Source organism: Picosynechococcus sp. NKBG042902, from assembly GCF_963864045.1.
Lineage (GTDB): Bacteria > Cyanobacteriota > Cyanobacteriia > Cyanobacteriales > MRBY01 > MRBY01.
On record NZ_CAWLTV010000056.1, the window covers coordinates 25,884 to 42,394 of the forward strand.

15 protein-coding genes are annotated in these 16,511 nt (G+C 48.9%); 10 read left to right on the forward strand and 5 right to left on the reverse strand.

Annotation, left to right across the window (positions count from 1 at the left end; genetic code table 11):
* Nucleotides 1-70 precede the first annotated feature (70 nt).
* Both AACR41_RS02945 and AACR41_RS02950 read left to right on the forward strand, forming a co-directional pair.
* The gene (locus AACR41_RS02945) at nt 71-628 is read left to right on the forward strand and encodes a manganese efflux pump MntP (RefSeq protein ID WP_030007868.1); all 558 of its coding nucleotides are present in this window, start codon (nt 71-73) and stop codon (nt 626-628) included.
* A 223-nt stretch (nt 629-851) separates the two neighbouring features.
* Nucleotides 852-1,436 (forward strand): manganese efflux pump MntP, encoded by a 585-nt coding sequence (locus AACR41_RS02950; RefSeq protein WP_084150024.1) that lies wholly within the window; start codon nt 852-854, stop codon nt 1,434-1,436.
* A 15-nt stretch (nt 1,437-1,451) separates the two neighbouring features.
* Here the strand turns inward: AACR41_RS02950 and AACR41_RS02955 are convergent, their stop codons facing one another.
* Nucleotides 1,452-1,844: a DUF3110 domain-containing protein gene (locus AACR41_RS02955; RefSeq protein ID WP_012307615.1), complete on the reverse strand. Its 393-nt coding sequence runs from the start codon at nt 1,842-1,844 to the stop codon at nt 1,452-1,454.
* A gap of 340 nt (nt 1,845-2,184) precedes the next feature.
* On the opposite strand from AACR41_RS02955, the gene AACR41_RS02960 reads away from it, so the two are divergent.
* The gene (locus AACR41_RS02960) at nt 2,185-2,679 is read left to right on the forward strand and encodes a hypothetical protein (protein ID WP_012307617.1); all 495 of its coding nucleotides are present in this window, start codon (nt 2,185-2,187) and stop codon (nt 2,677-2,679) included.
* A gap of 117 nt (nt 2,680-2,796) precedes the next feature.
* Here AACR41_RS02960 and AACR41_RS02965 read toward each other — a convergent pair whose 3' ends face one another.
* Entirely contained in the window at nt 2,797-5,457 is a 2,661-nt protein-coding gene (locus tag AACR41_RS02965; RefSeq protein WP_030007871.1) for a phycobilisome rod-core linker polypeptide, read from the reverse strand.
* A 279-nt stretch (nt 5,458-5,736) separates the two neighbouring features.
* Between AACR41_RS02965 and AACR41_RS02970 the strand changes: the two genes are divergently transcribed.
* The 3 genes from AACR41_RS02970 to AACR41_RS02980 are packed head-to-tail and all read left to right on the forward strand — an operon-like array spanning nt 5,737 to nt 7,373.
* The gene (locus tag AACR41_RS02970; RefSeq protein WP_030007872.1) at nt 5,737-6,936 is read left to right on the forward strand and encodes a class I SAM-dependent methyltransferase; all 1,200 of its coding nucleotides are present in this window, start codon (nt 5,737-5,739) and stop codon (nt 6,934-6,936) included.
* Nucleotides 6,937-6,946: 10 nt separating this feature from the next.
* Nucleotides 6,947-7,159 carry a type II toxin-antitoxin system HicA family toxin gene (locus AACR41_RS02975; protein WP_030007873.1) on the forward strand — a complete coding sequence of 71 codons (213 nt, stop codon included), beginning with the start codon at nt 6,947-6,949 and terminating at the stop codon, nt 7,157-7,159.
* The gene (locus AACR41_RS02980) at nt 7,152-7,373 is read left to right on the forward strand and encodes a type II toxin-antitoxin system HicB family antitoxin (RefSeq protein WP_030007874.1); all 222 of its coding nucleotides are present in this window, start codon (nt 7,152-7,154) and stop codon (nt 7,371-7,373) included. Before AACR41_RS02975 ends, AACR41_RS02980 begins: the two co-directional genes overlap by 8 nt.
* Here AACR41_RS02980 and AACR41_RS02985 read toward each other — a convergent pair.
* Nucleotides 7,370-8,182 (reverse strand): carbon-nitrogen hydrolase family protein, encoded by an 813-nt coding sequence (locus AACR41_RS02985; protein ID WP_012307621.1) that lies wholly within the window; start codon nt 8,180-8,182, stop codon nt 7,370-7,372. The two genes, AACR41_RS02980 and AACR41_RS02985, sit on opposite strands and share 4 nt — an antisense overlap.
* Nucleotides 8,183-8,949: 767 nt before the next feature.
* Here AACR41_RS02985 and rpoD point away from each other — a divergent pair.
* The 4 genes from rpoD to AACR41_RS03005 all read left to right on the forward strand — a co-directional run bounded on the left by rpoD (nt 8,950) and on the right by AACR41_RS03005 (nt 14,148).
* Nucleotides 8,950-10,077 carry an RNA polymerase sigma factor RpoD gene (gene rpoD, locus AACR41_RS02990; protein WP_012307623.1) on the forward strand — a complete coding sequence of 376 codons (1,128 nt, stop codon included), beginning with the start codon at nt 8,950-8,952 and terminating at the stop codon, nt 10,075-10,077.
* Between the two features lie 180 nt (nt 10,078-10,257).
* A complete protein-coding gene (locus tag AACR41_RS02995) occupies nt 10,258-13,005 on the forward strand; it encodes a bifunctional acetate--CoA ligase family protein/GNAT family N-acetyltransferase (RefSeq protein WP_030007875.1) in 2,748 nt (915 codons plus the stop codon).
* A 9-nt stretch (nt 13,006-13,014) separates the two neighbouring features.
* A complete protein-coding gene (locus tag AACR41_RS03000) occupies nt 13,015-13,356 on the forward strand; it encodes a DUF423 domain-containing protein (protein ID WP_030007876.1) in 342 nt (113 codons plus the stop codon).
* A gap of 159 nt (nt 13,357-13,515) precedes the next feature.
* Nucleotides 13,516-14,148 carry a Vat family streptogramin A O-acetyltransferase gene (locus tag AACR41_RS03005; protein ID WP_030007877.1) on the forward strand — a complete coding sequence of 211 codons (633 nt, stop codon included), beginning with the start codon at nt 13,516-13,518 and terminating at the stop codon, nt 14,146-14,148.
* A 195-nt stretch (nt 14,149-14,343) separates the two neighbouring features.
* On the opposite strand, the gene AACR41_RS03010 is transcribed toward AACR41_RS03005, so the two are convergent.
* Complete coding sequence (locus AACR41_RS03010; protein WP_030007878.1) at nt 14,344-15,735, reverse strand: TldD/PmbA family protein; 1,392 nt, start codon at nt 15,733-15,735, stop codon at nt 14,344-14,346.
* 6 nt (nt 15,736-15,741) lie between these two features.
* On the reverse strand, nt 15,742-16,511 hold a 770-nt coding region (locus AACR41_RS03015), incomplete at its 5' end, for an ABC transporter substrate-binding protein (RefSeq protein ID WP_030007879.1).

The window sequence follows — 16,511 nt, forward strand, 5'->3', positions numbered from 1 at the left end:
TTCAATTTTTTGTTTTTTTGTTGATGGCGATCGCCATAATCTTTTTAGGGGAGTACCCATAGGGGATTTCATGGACTTTGACTTAGATATTCTTCTCTTTGCCCTAGTGCTGAGTATTGACTGTTTTTCCGTCGCCCTTGCACTAGGAGCACGCCATTTTTCCCGCAAGCGGGCCTTATTTTTTGCGCTCAGTTCAGGTTTCTCTGGTGGCGGCGCTATTTCCCTCGGTTTTCTCCTGGGTAATTTTGCCCAATACATCACCTTCTATGATCAAGGAATTGCTTTTATTCTCTTGATTCTCATCGGTGTTCACATGTGCTACAGCGCCTACCGAGAAATGCAAAAACTCCCAGGCGATGATGATGAATCCAGAAAAATTCATGGCCTTTGGAAAATCCTTTTGGTCTCCAGCATTTCCAGTGTTGATTCTTTGGGGGTTGGTATTTCCCTTGGTTTAATGGGCAAACCTTTAATTCCCTATTCCCTGGGGATCGGAATTTCCGCCTTTTTTGCTACTTATGTGGGCTTATTTTGCGCACAATTAATTTCTAGTCAATTGAAGGAAAAGGTAGAGTTTTTTGGCGGTGGCATTCTGATTGCTATGGGCCTTAAAATGCTCTCAGTTTAACAGTTATCTGGCCTCAGTTTTTGTGAATCTAAAGTCGTCATTTTCCAAGTAAAAAGCAGATTGTTATTTCGCTCAATTTCACGAGAATTAGGATTTGTTTGTAGATAATTACTTTTTGGGAAGAATTTTTTAAATAATTTTGTGAAACTTGGGAACAATGAAAAAACTATGATAAATCGACCCACGATTTTTCGTTTATAGTAATAAATGCATTCTTTTCGAGTTGGCGATCGCCACGGCATTTATGGGTTTTGAATTAGACATTATTATTTTCGCCCTTGTCCTCAGTATTGACTCTTTTTCCGCTGCCTTAGCTCTTGGTATTCGCCACTTTTCTGGAAAACGGGCTTTATTTTTTGCGCTCAGTTCGGGGCTTTCTGAAGGGGTGGCGATCGCCATCGGCTTCATTTTGGGACGCTTTGCCCAGACTATAATTATGGCCTACGATCATTGGGTGGCCTTTGCCCTATTGGTTTTGGTGGGTGGACATATGTGCTACAACGCTTACCAAGAAATGCGAGCCAAGCCAGGCGATGACGATGGTGAATCCGTCAAAATCCATAGCCTGTGGAAAATTTTGTTTATTTCTAGTATCACCAGCATCGACTCTTTGGGGGTGGGCGTTTCCCTCGGCCTCATTGGTAAACCGCTTGTGCCCTACTCCCTCAGCATTGGCTTGGCTGCTTTTTGTGCCACCTATGGGGGCCTATTTTGTGCCAAACTCATTTCCGGGCACTTAGGTGAAAAGGTCGAGTTTTTTGGCGGCGGAGTTTTGATCGCCCTGGGCATTAAGATGCTATCGATCTAATCCATTCCGAATACACTACAAAAGCCCTTCTAATTGACGTCGAATGCGGTCTAATTCTGTATCCGACAAATCGTTTTCTGACGCTGTGGTTTGCTCTGCTGGCTGTTGCTTTCCCTCTGGATCCCAAGCTAAATCTGTCACATTTGCTTCGGGGGGCGTGGCTAATTCGCCAGCGGCAACGTGTTGCCAATCATAATCTGCATCCCGACAAAACTCGATAATGTCTTCTTCATCCATGGCTTCGATGGAGACGGGCGGGAAATCCTGGGCCTCCAACATTAGCCCAAACCGGGTGGCGTCATCTTCGTCTTCAAACATTAAAATCTTGTTGCGATCGCCAGTTTGGAGTGTGTGAATCCCTTCATTTTCCGTCCGGGCATTAAACAGCAAGACATACACGCGACTCATGGACTTTCTCCTTAGATGCTTACTAATCGGCTCCTTTTGGGGGAGGGTGATCAAATTGTTTATGATAAGGTGACGGGAAATTTCGCTCAAACCCTTTAAAATGGTACCGCTCGATTGGCAAATTGCGAATCTTCCCATGTTCAACCATGGTTTATTTTTGCTTGGTATCGATCTTAAGGGTGGCGATCGCCATCGTTGTTTTAGGGCCTTTTTGCTTAACAAGCCTTCATAAAACAGCAGTAGTGGAACTTTCCTGGAATCTTTTCTTTCATAGAGCCTAGACGCTCACTTTATCGAGGGAGCCTCTGACGGTATAACCCAACTGGGGAGGGGGACAGCCATGACAAAATTTTATGCACCGACCATTATTGGGGCAACAACGCTCCTGACCATTGCCGCTGGTCTTGGTGGTATTCAAGGGGCGATCGCCGGCCCGGAAACCTTTACGATCGCCGCTAACGGAGCCATTACCTCCAATGAAGTTTTTAACGGGACAATCACCGGCCAGGCTGGGGGGCCAACCAATAGTAACTTTTGTGGCTGGATTGCGAATCGCCCCAACCACACCTTTCGCATTAATGGCAATGGCCTGATGTCTCTCAATCTCAGCGTCGTCGATCCTAACGGTGGCGTTTCCAGACCCTTTACGCTTCTGATCAAAAATGCCGATGATCCCAGTGCAGATCCGTTCTGTGCGATCGCCGATCCTTTTAGCGGGATTCCTGCCGAAATTGGTGGTGTTTGGAATCCAGGCCGCTACCAAGTCTTTATCGGCAACTTTGAACAGGCTGGTAATGCGGGTCGCGCTCCCTACGTTTTACAAATTTCCCAGTAGCATCAACAACCGTCGGTTTCCCAAAATAATCTTCTAAAAAACTAATTAAAAAATTGCCCTCCTCTCTTAATTTTGAAAGGGGGGCAGTTTTTATGGTCTTAACCGAATTTTCGTGTTTTAGCGTTTTACCGCAGGCTCAAAGCTCGGTACCACAAGATCACGATTTTGCTTCGTGAGTTGGTTGTAGAGTCGTTCCGTATTGGGGAAGTTTGCCGCCGGTAAAGTCGGGAAGCGACGGAAGGGTACCGTATCCTCACCGAAGTTATCGAGGTATTCCATGCTGTTAACCATCGCGCCGATAAAGGCTTTCAGACCTTGGGAAGCAAGAATTTGGTTATACTTACGGATTTCCTGCTGATCTAAGGGAGCTCGACCAAGGAAATGCTTCGTTCCCATTTCAATCACCTTCGTGTTGGGGTAGGGAGTATAGAATTCCTTCTGGTACAGCTCAGAACAACCCAGACCTTCGATGAATTCCTTCATGTTGATCTCGCGGTTGCCCAGCTTACTTTCGAGGGCAGTAAATTGCGCATCGACAACATAGGGCTCGATGTCCCGCTCAAAGATCTGACGGTAAGCCGCGGCGATCGCCGTTTTCAGTTCGACCTTGTTGAAGGTATCCGTGAGTTTAAAGGCCTTCGTTTGCTGACGTTGGACGTTAACCCCTTGCTTGAGGCGAGCATCCACATCCGTCACCGGTAGATTCTTCGTGCTAGAAGTGCCCAACTCAATAAAGCGAGCTGTCTTCTCAACCTGAACCTTAGCCCCCACATCTTCACGGAGCGCACCGGGGCGAGTCTGACGCAGCGAATAACCACCGGGAGTCAGATAGCGTTCGTAGGGAACTGTATCTTCACCGAAAGCTTCTTCGTATTCTTTACTGTCAATGATCGCATCAACGAGGGCATAGAAACCTTTTTTCGCACAGGTATCAAAGTAGCTGTTGATTTCTTGACGACCATAGGTGGGACGACCCAACAGACGACGGTGGATGTACTCCACAGCCTTGGTTACGTATAGAGAAGACCAGTAAGTATTCCGGAAAACATCAGATTTTGCCAAGGCCCGGATGAATTCCCGCAGGGTAATTTCACCATTTTCGAGCTTGATCTCTGCCACTTTCTGGCGTTGGCCAGCATAGACCATCCGACCAAAGACCTGACGGTAAGCCGCTTCAATGACCTTTTGGGTCGCACTTTCCGAGAAACTAACGTTGGTAGTCTTACCTGATGGTAATTCGTTATTGAGACGGAATACCTTGGCTCCAAGGCTGCCGGGTTGCGTAGCGCGGGCGCGGGGATTACCCAGTTGGTTGTTAATGCCAGGGCCACGGTGAATCAAGATCCGCCGGGTATCTTTATTAAAGGGAGCAGGGCTGGCGCTGGGACTCCGGGTTGCTTTCGGGAAGATTGCCCCGAACTGAATTTCTAAGGCATCGTTACCAGAGCCATATACGTGCTGATCCGGTAGGGGCTGATTGTAGCTGGCGAAGGTCGTGATAAATTGAGGGACTTTGCGGAAAGGTGCGCTGTATTTAAACAGATCCTGTTGCATGCCCCAGTTGCGACATTCCTGGGCTTCTTGGCCTAAACCACGGAGGTAAGGCACGGTTTCTTCCCCGAAATAATCGGCATATTCTTGGGAATCGACCAAAGCATCGACCAGCGCTGCTAAACCACCACTAGAGACAATGGCAAAGTATTCTTGGACTTCTTCGCGGGAAGAGGGGCCACGACCGAGAATGTGACGGAAAGCAAGTTCTAAAGCTCGGCTGTTGATAAAAGGTTCAAAAAATTGCTTCCGATAAAGGGGGGATTTCGCCAAGCGACGGACAAATTCCTTCATGGAAATGTCGCCATTTTTCACTTGGGATTCAAGGTAAGAAATGGATTGGCTGTAGGCCCGTGTAATGTCTCGTTCAAAGATTTGGCGATAGGCGGCTTTGACGACTGAGTTTTTCTCTAGGGCAGACAAGCCAGGCTTCATCACGAACTTCTGACGCTTTTCGGCGGCGTTGAAGTAGCTCTGGGGCAGTTGTAAACCCTGGGCATCGATGGAAGGCCGTTGGCGCAATTTATCGTTGGGCACTTGGGTCTGCATTTCAGTGATTAACACATCGAAATACTGAACCACGGTTTCTTGGGCTTCGCGATCGCCCCGGAACAGATCCAAAGAAGCCGCTTTCATTTCCTGGATCGCCACGATGGTCGCCGGAATGGAGCAAGCATTCTCGATGACTTCTTTTAGACCACGGGTGTTGACCACGAGGATACTCGGATCACCGGCCACAATGGCATAGGTAGTGTAGCGGAGGAACCAAGCCATATCCCGCAGGGACTTGGTCATGTTGCGGGGGCCGTAACGGGAAACACTGATTGGCCGGAAACCAGCGGGAATCTTACCGCCACCAGAACCGAGAAACAAATTTTTGACACCACCAAAGATCCCTGTGGCACCACTGGCATCCCCGACGGCCATGGAAACGCCGAGATCGCTGTCATCGGTATCGGTTTCCGGTTGGTCGAGGTAAGCAAGGGGGGACCCACCGGCAAAAATCCGGTTCGCGGCACGGGAGACGATGAGCTGGGAACTCAGTTTAATCGCTTGGGCGATCGCCAAACGCTTGAGTCCAGAGTCATAAAACGTTTTCAGTGCCGTTAGTTCTCCAGATTCCAGGTAGCGATCCTGTTGCTCTGCCTGGGAAATGTTGGAGAGGGGAACGGTTTGATATAACTGGGGGCGAGCTAAAGAGCTTCCACCGCTGGCCTTAATCGTCATGGATTTTCAACTATCTCCAATCAAAAATGTTCAATTTATAGCGAAATTGGGGAGAAAGTCAGCAAGAGTTTTCGGGTTCCCTTTGGCGATCGCTTCTCCCAAATGCTTTATTAAATGAGATGTTTATCAGTTAGCTAGACTTTAGGGTAGAACGTTTCCGGCCCGGACACGAAATTTATTAAGAAGTATGTCAAAAATTCAGAAAAACTGGGGATCAAGGTTGCACAATGTGACCTGTACTGTTTTCAAGCCAGTTAATCTATTTGCGACCTTCCCCCTATGACTCACCCTAGCGATCGCCAACAAGCCGTCCGAAATCTCTACAATACCTATCCTTTTCCGCCGGAGCCGCTGTTGGATGAACCGCCCCCAGGGTATAACTGGCGTTGGCATTGGCAGGCCGCCTACAACTTTTGCACTGGACGTAAACCGAGCACCGATAAAATTCGCATCCTCGATGCTGGTTGTGGTACGGGAGTCGGTACGGAATATTTAATTCATTTAAACCCAGCCGCTGAAATTGTCGGCATTGACCTCAGTGAAGGGGCCTTAGAAGTCGCCGAAAAACGCTGTCAACAGTCTGGGGTACGCGATCGCCACACCGCACCAGTCACCTTTAAGCGTTTACCCATTGAACAAGCAACGGAACTAGAAGGGGAATTTGATCTAATTAATTGCGTCGGCGTCTTGCACCATATGCCCGACCCAATTCAGGGAATTCAAGCCCTCGCGCAAAAACTAGCCCCCGGCGGCATTTTCCATATTTTTGTCTATGCTGAGTTGGGCCGTTGGGAAATTCAACTGATGCAAGAGGCGATCGCCATTTTGCAGGCTGATAAGCGCGGTGACTATATTGACGGAGTTAAAGTAGGCCGCCAGATTTTCGCGAATCTACCAGAAAATAATCGCCTCGTTCAATACGACAAAGAACGCTGGTCTCTAGAAAATCACCGGGATGCATCCTTTGCAGATATGTATGTTCATCCCCAGGAAGTGGACTACAACATCAAGACTTTATTTGAACTCATTGATGCGTCAGGACTAGAATTTGTTGGTTTTTCTAATCCACAGTTTTGGGATCTAGAGCGACTCGTGGGCAAGGAACCAGAGTTAATCGAGCGGGCAAAAAACTTAGATGAACGTTCCCGTTATCGTTTAATCGAATTGTTGGATACCACCATTAGCCACTACGAATTTTTCCTCTGCAAACCGCCCCTGAAAAAAATGGATTGGTCTGACGATCAAACTCTTACCGAAGCAACAGCAGAGGTTCATCCTTGTCTGAATGGCTGGCCTAGCCAGTCTCTCTTTGACTACGACTACCAACTCGTTAGCCTCAACGACACTGAGTTTCAGTTTATGCAGGCTTGCGACGGCACAAAAACGATTGGTGAAATTTCCCAAGCTCTGGGAGTCGGACTCGATCTAGGGCGATCGCTCCAGGCCAGACAATTGATTATGCTGACACCTAAAATATAAGCAGTGAAGGATGCCTAAAAAGATTCGTGAGTTAAAAAAACTCTTGCGTCGGGCTGGATTTACGATGCGACCTGGCAAAGGAAGTCATACCAACTGGACACATCCAAAATATGCAGGCAGGATCACCTTAGCCGGAAAAGATGGAACAGACGCAAAGCCCTATCAGGAACAAACTATTCTAGATGCCATTCAACAGGTTAACGAAGCAAAAGACGATGGATAAACTCAAATATCAAATGGTAATTCAGTGGAGTGACCCTGATAATTGTTATCTGGTTGGCTTTCCGGATTTTATTGGTCAAACCTGGCGTACCCATGGTGAGAGTTATCAAGAAGCTGTTCAAAATGGTGTTGAATGCCTAGAAAGCTTAATTGAAGACTACGAAGCGGCAGGAGAAACTTTACCAAAGCCCACCGCTGTCTTGGTTGCAGCCTAACCGAAAACCCGGTGTTCGAGGGAGGGCATTTGACGGCGCACTTGGGCTAGGCGATTTGGATTAATTTCGGCGATCGCCACCCCTGGGTGAACGCCCGCATCATTCAGCACAGTTCCCCAAGGATCGACGATCATCGCGTGGCCGTGGGAATAACGCATGCCGTAATGGTTGCCTGTTTGTGCTGGTGCGATTACATAACAGGTATTTTCAATGGCTCTGGCTTGAATCAAGGTTTGCCAGTGATCTTTACCGGTATAGGCGGTAAATGCGGCGGGAATGCAAAGAATATCCGCCCCTTGCTTTGATAACGAACGATATAGCTCCGGAAAGCGCACATCATAACAAACGGATAAACCGATTTTGCCCAACTCCGGCGAAGCAAAGATTTGGGGGAGCGTATCGCCCGCCTGGACTGTGCTTGATTCTTTGTAGGTATTTCCGTCGGGCAAATTCACATCAAACAAATGCACCTTGTGATAGCGGGCCAATTCTTGGCCATCAGGGGAAATCAACAGGGCCGTGTTAAAGACTTTATTGTCACCGCCAGGCACCGGAAAACCACCACCGAGGAGGGTGATTTGAAATCTCTGGGCCATAGTTTTGAGAAATTTCTCGCTTTTTTGGGCAATGACATCGGCCTGAGCAAGCTTAGCGGCTTCTTCGCCGAGGAAAGAAAAATTTTCCGGAAGCGTCACAAGTTTCGCCCCCTGGTTGACAGCCAACTGAATCAAGTCTTCTGCTTCGCCCAAGTTGTGGTCTAAGTCGGGCTTACTGGTCATTTGGATCGCTGCCGCGAGATAGGATTTCATATGGCCTGAGATGTTTTTAGAAATAGGGATCTGGGAAAACCGTCAACCAGAAGTTTTGATGGTTAAACTGGTTTAATACCATAGCAGAATCTTTCCCCACCAACATGGGGCGATCGCTTCGAGACGGGCTTTGCAGCATACCTTTCTTGAGTGGATGATCAAAAATGCTGGAGGCTGTGAATCATTGGCATGGAAATCTTGCGGCGATCGCATTACCAAAACACAGATGTCTCGGTTTGAAAACCTTTAGCGCAGAAAATTTTGCCCATGGTGAACATTTTCAGAAAAGATCAGTTAACCTATTAGCATCAAGTTTCTGGATAGCCCTTGACAAAGGTTGCATCCCACCTGGAGTAGTTTTTGCGACTGGCGATGCTAGAGGCGATCGCCATCCATCAGTCGCTTTACTTGGGCACTAGAACATTTGTACTTAACAAAAACCTATGGGTAGGCGAAGTTTACAGATTTTGCTATAACCATGTGGGCAATAAAAGACAAATTCACTAAAATGGCTAAGGATTTGCTCCAAGCTATCTCGTCGGAGAAGCTCATTACAGATTTTGACTAGTTTTAGAGACGGAATAAAACCCCCAAAAGGTAGCAGGAAAGTTCCCATCTACTAGTACAATCAAAACCCACAGTTTTTTTCTATCAAACATAGCCTTTGGTAGGGAAAACCTCGACTTCGACAGAATCATTCTGTTTGCTAGAAGTCCCCATTGAATGTCCATTTAGTTGCTTTTTTAAACGAACAAGAGGAAATAGGCATGACCCAAGCGACGAACCCCGTACTGGATCAGACTCGGAATGAGGGTGATATTGATTACAGTGCCCTTGCGGAAGCGCAAATTAAAGAAGGTACCGACTATGTAGAACTTACCCTCCCCACGAAAAAAAGTCGGAAAGCAAAAACCAGTCGTCGTAAGGAAACTGCCACCAAGAAAAAACCCTACACCGAAGACTCGATTCGGATTTACCTCCAAGAAATTGGCCGGATTCGTCTGCTGCGGGCTGAAGAAGAAATTGAGCTGGCCCGGAAAATTGCTGATTTGCTCGAACTAGAGCGGATGCGGGAACAACTCACCGAGCATGAGTCTCGTGTTCCTACGGACAAAGAGTGGGCCGAAGCCGCGGGGATGCCCCTCAAAGATTTTCGGCGTCGCTTGTTCCATGGTCGCCGTGCCAAAGACAAAATGGTGCAATCAAACCTCCGTCTGGTGGTCTCCATTGCGAAAAAGTATATGAACCGCGGCCTTTCGTTTCAGGACTTGATTCAAGAGGGTTCTTTGGGTCTGATCCGTGCTGCCGAAAAGTTTGATCACGAAAAGGGTTATAAGTTCTCTACCTACGCGACCTGGTGGATTCGTCAGGCCATTACGCGGGCGATCGCCGATCAATCCCGTACCATTCGTCTGCCTGTTCACCTCTACGAAACCATTTCCCGCATCAAAAAAACCACCAAGATTCTTTCCCAGGAATTAGGCCGCAAACCCACCGAGGAAGAGATTGCTGAGCGCATGGAAATGACCATCGAAAAACTGCGCTTCATCGCCAAGTCTGCCCAGTTACCGATCTCCCTCGAAACGCCGATTGGTAAAGAAGAAGATTCTCGCTTGGGTGACTTTATCGAAGCCGATGGGGAAACCCCCGAGGATCAAGTCTCCAAGAGCCTCCTGCGGGAAGATCTTGAAAATGTACTTGATACCCTCAGTGCCCGTGAGCGTGATGTCCTCCGTCTCCGTTATGGCTTGGATGATGGCCGCATGAAAACCCTCGAAGAAATTGGCCAAATTTTTAACGTAACCCGTGAACGGATTCGTCAGATCGAAGCAAAAGCGCTGCGTAAACTGCGTCACCCGAACCGCAACAGCATCCTGAAAGAATATATCCGCTAGGCCATATTCAGTCTCAATCTTTAAAAGCTGAATACTGAGAACATAAAATTTTAGAATTACCCTGCCAGTCGGTGGGGTTTTTTATTGCTCAATTTTCCTGGAGAAATATTCTGTAAAAAAACCGTAAAAATTTGGATGGTTCACAGTAGCATAGCGGCAACAGCAGTTTAGCGAGTTCCCATGGCAAGCTCTCCCCTGACGATCACGATTGATCCGGCATACGATATTCTTCGCTCGGAAAAACAACCCCTCAGTTATTTTTTTAATCCCAAATCTGTTGCTGTCATTGGTGCCACGGACAAAGAGGGTAGCGTGGGGCGGACGTTGCTCTGGAATTTGATTAGTCATCCCTTTGGCGGGACGGTCTATCCGGTGAACCCGAAGCGCAATAGTGTGTTGGGGATTAAAGCCTACGACAATATTTCCGCAGTCCCCGAAACGGTGGAGTTAGTAGTGATTGCAATTCCAGCACAGTTTGTGCCCCAAGTGGTTCAAGAATGTGTTGATGTGGGGGTAAAAGCCGCAATTATTATCTCGGCGGGCTTCAAGGAAATTGGTGAGGCAGGGAAGGCGCTGGAACAAGAAATTATGGCGATCGCCGCTGGGAAGTTGCGGATTATTGGGCCGAACTGTTTGGGGTTAATGAATCCCCATAGTGGGTTAAATGCCACCTTTGCCCACGCGATGGCGCAACCGGGTCATGTGGGGTTTATCAGCCAGAGTGGGGCGTTTTGTACGGCGGTGTTGGACTGGAGTTTTCCGGAGAATGTGGGCTTTAGTGCCTTTATCTCGCTGGGGTCGATGCTGGATGTGAACTGGGGTGATTTGATCACCTACCTCGGCGATGACCCGAACACCAAAAGCATTGTGATTTACATGGAGTCGGTGGGGGATGCCCGGTCGTTTCTCTCGGCGGCGCGGGAGGTGGCCATTACTAAACCGATTATTGTGATTAAGGCGGGACGGACGGAGGCGGCAGCAAAGGCTTCGGCTTCCCATACGGGTTCCTTGGCGGGGAGTGATGCGGTGCTAGATGCGGCATTTCGACGCTGCGGGGTGTTGCGGGTGGATCGCATTTCAGAATTATTTAATTTGGCGGAAATTCTCGCGAAACAGCCCCGTTTACCGAAAAAACCGAAGTTAACAATTATCACTAATGCGGGGGGGCCTGGGGTTTTAGCGACCGATGCAATTATTCAGCGGGGGGGAGAACTGTCGGAATTGGCTCCGGAAACGATCGCCGCCTTGGATGAATTTTTGCCGAGCCACTGGAGCCACAGTAATCCGATTGATATTTTGGGAGACGCGGAACCGGAACGCTACGCCAAAACCCTTGATGTGGCGATCGCTGACCCGAACAGTGCCGGATTTCTGGTGATCCTGACCCCCCAAGCGATGACTGACCCCACCGCCACGGCGATCGCCTTACAGAAGTGTGTCGAAAAAACCGATAAACCCGTGCTGGCTAGTTGGATGGGGGGTGATGCAGTGACCGAGGGGGAGCTGTTTTTAAATCGCTCTCAAGTGCCCACCTACCGTTACCCTGATTCTGCCGCCTATTTATTTCAATTGCTCTGGCGCTATAAATACACCCTGGAGGGCATCTACGAAACGCCGACCCTCGCCCCCGATACCGATGGGATTATTGATCGCCACAATGTCAAAGTGATCCTTGATTCTATTCGCGCCGAAGGGCGGACACTCCTGACGGAATCCGAGTCGAAAAAAGTCCTCGCCGCCTACGGCATTCCCATTGTGCCAACGGGCAATGCCAGTACCCCAGAAATGGCGATCGCCCTTGCCGATGAAATTGGCTATCCGGTGGTTTTAAAATTACTGTCCACCACGATCACCCATAAAACCGATGTGGGGGGTGTGGAACTCAATTTAAACAGTGCGGCGAGTGTCGAGCGTGCCTTTGAGCGGATTTGCCAGAGCGTCACCGAAAAAGTCGGTGCAGAGCATTTCCACGGGGTGACAGTGCAACCGATGCTCAACCTCAAGGACGGTTATGAGCTAATCCTCGGCAGCAGTATCGATGGGCAGTTTGGGCCAGTGTTAGTTTTTGGCAGTGGTGGACAACTCGTCGAAGTCTTTCAGGATCGGGCGATCGCCTTGCCGCCGCTAAATAGTACCCTCGCCCGCCGTACGATGGAGCAAACCAAAATTTATAAAGCTCTCAAGGGAGTCCGGGGGCGAAAAGCGGTCAATTTAGACGAACTAGAGCAAATTTTAATCCGTTTTAGCCGTTTAATTGTCGAGCAACCTTGGATCAAAGAAATGGATATTAATCCCCTCTTTGCCTCCGGCGATCGCCTCGTTGCCCTCGATGCGCGGATTGTGCTGCATCCCCTCGACTTAGCCGAAAAAGATTTACCCAAACCGGCCATTCGCCCCTACCCGCTGCAGTACGAAAAACCCTGGACAAGCGCCGATGGACGGGAGTTTATGATTCGCCCGATCCGCCCCGAAGATGAGCCAATGCTCGTCAAATTTCACCAAACTTTGTCTGAACAAAGCGTTTATTTTCGTTATTTTCACCTCGTCACCCTGCAAAGTCGCATCGCCCACGAACGGTTAACGCGGCTTTGTTTCATTGATTACGACCGGGAAATGGCGCTGGTTGCCGAATACACCGACCCTGATACCCAAGAAAAAGAAGTCTATGCTGTGGCCCGTTTGAGTCAACTCCACGGCACCACGGAGGGGGAATTTGCGATGATTGTCAGCGACCCGATCCAACGCCAAGGACTCGGTACCGAATTACTCCGGCGTCTGGTGGAAATTGGTCGCAATGAAGGGCTGACTGCCATTACCGCCGACATTCTCTCAGAAAATAAAGGGATGCAGCGGGTTTCAGAAAAAGCTGGTTTTACCCTCAAGCGCCAAAATTTTGAAGTGGTTAAAGCGACTCTACAACTCAATTAAACAAAGACTATGACCCGTTTTTTCTTAGTTATTGCCCCCATCCTTGCTGGTCTCGCCGTTGCTGCTGGTGCCTTTGCCAGCCATGGCCTTAAAGGAACCCTCGACGCCAATGCCCTTGATATCTGGGAAACTGCCGCTAAATACCAAATGTATCAGGCGATCGCCTTACTGCTGGTGGGCCTATTTTCTGTCCAGGGATCGTTCCCCAAAAGTTGGCTCAATGGGGCTGGCATTGCCTTTATTGTCGGGATTGTGCTCTTTTCCGGTAGCCTCTATGCCTTGAGTTTAAGTGGAGTGAAAATCTTGGGGGCCATTACACCGCTCGGTGGGGCAGCATTTTTGATTGGCTAGATCTGTTTGGCGATCGCCGGTTGGCAGTTGAGCCGCTAAAGAATTTTGGCAAAGCGATTAAGTTTGGACAGATTTTGCGCATTTGCTGTAACTTCGCTCTCAATTCCTCGCTAAGATTCAAGGAACTACGAATTTTTTTAGCAATAGGAGCACTTGGCTGTGTATGGAGCCGACCCCAATGATCCGCATCCCATGGCAGGATTCCCACAGATTTGTTTTATCCGCAACACGGTGACAAATCCGAATATCATCATCGGCGATTACACTTACTACGATGATCCAGAGGATTCAGAAAACTTTGAGCGTAATGTTTTGTATCACTTTCCCTTTATTGGCGATCGCCTAATCATTGGCAAGTTTTGCGCCTTGGCCAGGGGGGTCAAGTTCATCATGAACGGGGGCAACCACAAAATCGATGGTTTTTCCACCTATCCATTTCAGATTTTTGGCAATGGTTGGGACAAACTTCCTCTGCAACCTAGTGACTTCCCCTACAAAGGCGATACGGTCATCGGCAATGATGTTTGGATTGGCTATGAAGCCGTGATTATGCCCGGTGTACACGTGGGAGATGGTGCGATTATTGCCGCCAAATCAGTCGTGGTTAACAATGTTCCTCCCTATACCATTGTGGGCGGCAACCCCGCCAAATGTATTCGACAACGCTTTACCGATGAAGTGATTAAAACCTTACTATCAGTGGCTTGGTGGGATTGGGAGATCGAGAAAATTACCCGCAATTTAGAAAAAATTGTCGCAGCGGATTTAGATGCTCTGCTCAAGTGCGAATAACGGACTCTTTATATAGCTTCTACAATCGTCATGCTCGCTGCAAAAGTTTAAACACAGCTCACGAGCTTCATCATCAAAACTATTGACACTCTTGCCTGAGCTTTCAAAATAAAACCAACAAAAAACCCTGCTAATTTTCTCTATATTTAAGCAGGGCATCGCAGATTGCAGATAGCTTGAGATTTTAAATTCTATTTAACGGCCACCGACGACAACATTTTTAATGCGCAAGTGCGGGCCGCCAACGCTGACAGGTAAACCTCCTTGGCCACCTTTACCACAGCCGCCGTTGGTATAGAGGGTGTCGTTACCGATCGCCTCAATGTCCTTTAAGGTTTGGAAGACGTTCCCAGAGAGGGTGACATCACTGACAGGTTCGGCGATTTTGCCATCACGGATCATGTAGCCTTCCGCCGCCGCAAAGGTAAACATTTCACCATTGGTTTGACCACCGATCATCCGCACTGCATAGACCCCTTCTTGGATATCTTGGATCATTTCTGCAAAGGGCGTATCGCCCGGTTCAATGGCCGTATTCGTCATGCGCACGAGGGGCGGATAACCAGCTTGAATGGCGCGGGCATTCCCTGTGGGCGCTTCACTCATTTTCCCTGCGGTTTCCCGGGAGTGGAGTCGTTGGGTGAGCACACCGTCTTTGATTAAATATTTGCGTTGGCCGGGCACCCCTTCATCATCGTATTTCATCGTGCCGGGCAGATCAGGGAGGGTGGCATCATCGATCACATTTAGTTGGGAAATGCCGAGGGGTTTGCCGATGGTTAGGAGTTCCTGCATCCGGGGATTTTCGTAGACAAAATCGGCTTCAGATAGGTGGCCAAAGGCTTCGTGGATAAAGACCCCTGCGAGGTAAGGATCAAGGACGACGGTATATTGTCCGCCTTTGACGGGCTTGGCTTCTAGTTGACGGATCGCTCGTTCTGCGGCACCTTTAACACGGTCTTCGATCCCAATGAGCGCATCGAAATCACAGCGGGAATTAATCGATTCAAAGCCCTGGCGCACGACACCATTTTCTCCCCTGGCGATCGCCCCAAATCTACCATTCACATCGAGGCGTTCTTGGATGATGCAACTGCCATTGGAATTGACGAAGTAGGTGGTGACAAAACTATCGCTAATGCTAGCCATCGTCGTTTGAATCCGGGGGTCATAATCCAGCAAAATTTGGTTATATTTCGCCAGTAGATCCCGTTTTTCCTTGAGGGAAATGGTGCGGGGGTCGGTTTTAATCTCTACTGGTACATAGTCCTCGATGGCCCCACTGGGAGCCAACTGAGTTGATTCTTTGCCCACCAACTTCGCCTGGGAAACCGCTTCTGCAACGCGATCGCCTAATTCGGCAAGGCCATTGAACGTGACAAAACTCCAACCCCCCTGGTGACAGGCCCGAATCCCGCCGGCGAGGGCAAAACTACGGTTACTGCCGTCGAACTGCGCCCCCCGGAAGGCCAGACTGGTAGATTCACTCTGCTGCACCCGAATTTCTAGGTAGTCCACAGCCTCTTGATGGGTGGCGATCGCCCCCTTGAGGGCATCGGTAATTTGTTGCATGGTGAGGGTCGTCATCGATCTTTACTCCTTAATTTCAGCCGCAATCGTTAAATCTTCTAGGTTCCAGAGGGGGCCACCCAGGGCCGAATGTTGTACCCCTTCAATTTTGTCACGCACCGCCGCGAGGGAATAATTGTTTACCAGATGGATAAACGGTAAATATTCCGCTGCAAGTTCTTGGGTTTTAGCATAAATCTCCTTGCGTTTGTCGAGATCCAGCTCCTGGGCCCCTTGGATGTAGAGATCCGCAATTTCTTGTTCCCAGTCATTGATCACCCGATCCGTCAGGGGGGTGGTGCCTGGCCGCGCCGCTTGGTTAAACATATGCAAATTCCCCTCCGGGAACCACACATTTGCGCCCCCATTGGGTTCATTGCCCCCCGTTAAGCCCAACAAGAAACAATCCCAATCGAGGGAGTTGCTCAACTTATCGACGAGAATATTAAAACCAATCGGGCTGTAGTCCACCTGCATTCCCAGGGCTTCGAGATCCTGCTCAATTTGAGTCGCCATTGCTTCGCGAATTTTGTTGCCCGCATTGGTAATCAAGGAAAAACGCACAAGATTATTGTCGGCATCGATTAATTGTCCCTGGGCGTTGTAGGAAAAACCCGCTTCTTCGAGAAGCGCCTTGGCCCTGTCTGGGTCGTAATCGTAGGTTTTTATTTGATCATTATAGAAAGGAGATTGCACCGAAATCGGCGAATGTTGCACTTCCCCCAAACCCCGGTAAATATTGTTCACCATGCGCTGGCGATCAATGCCATAGGCCACAGCCTGACGAAACTTCA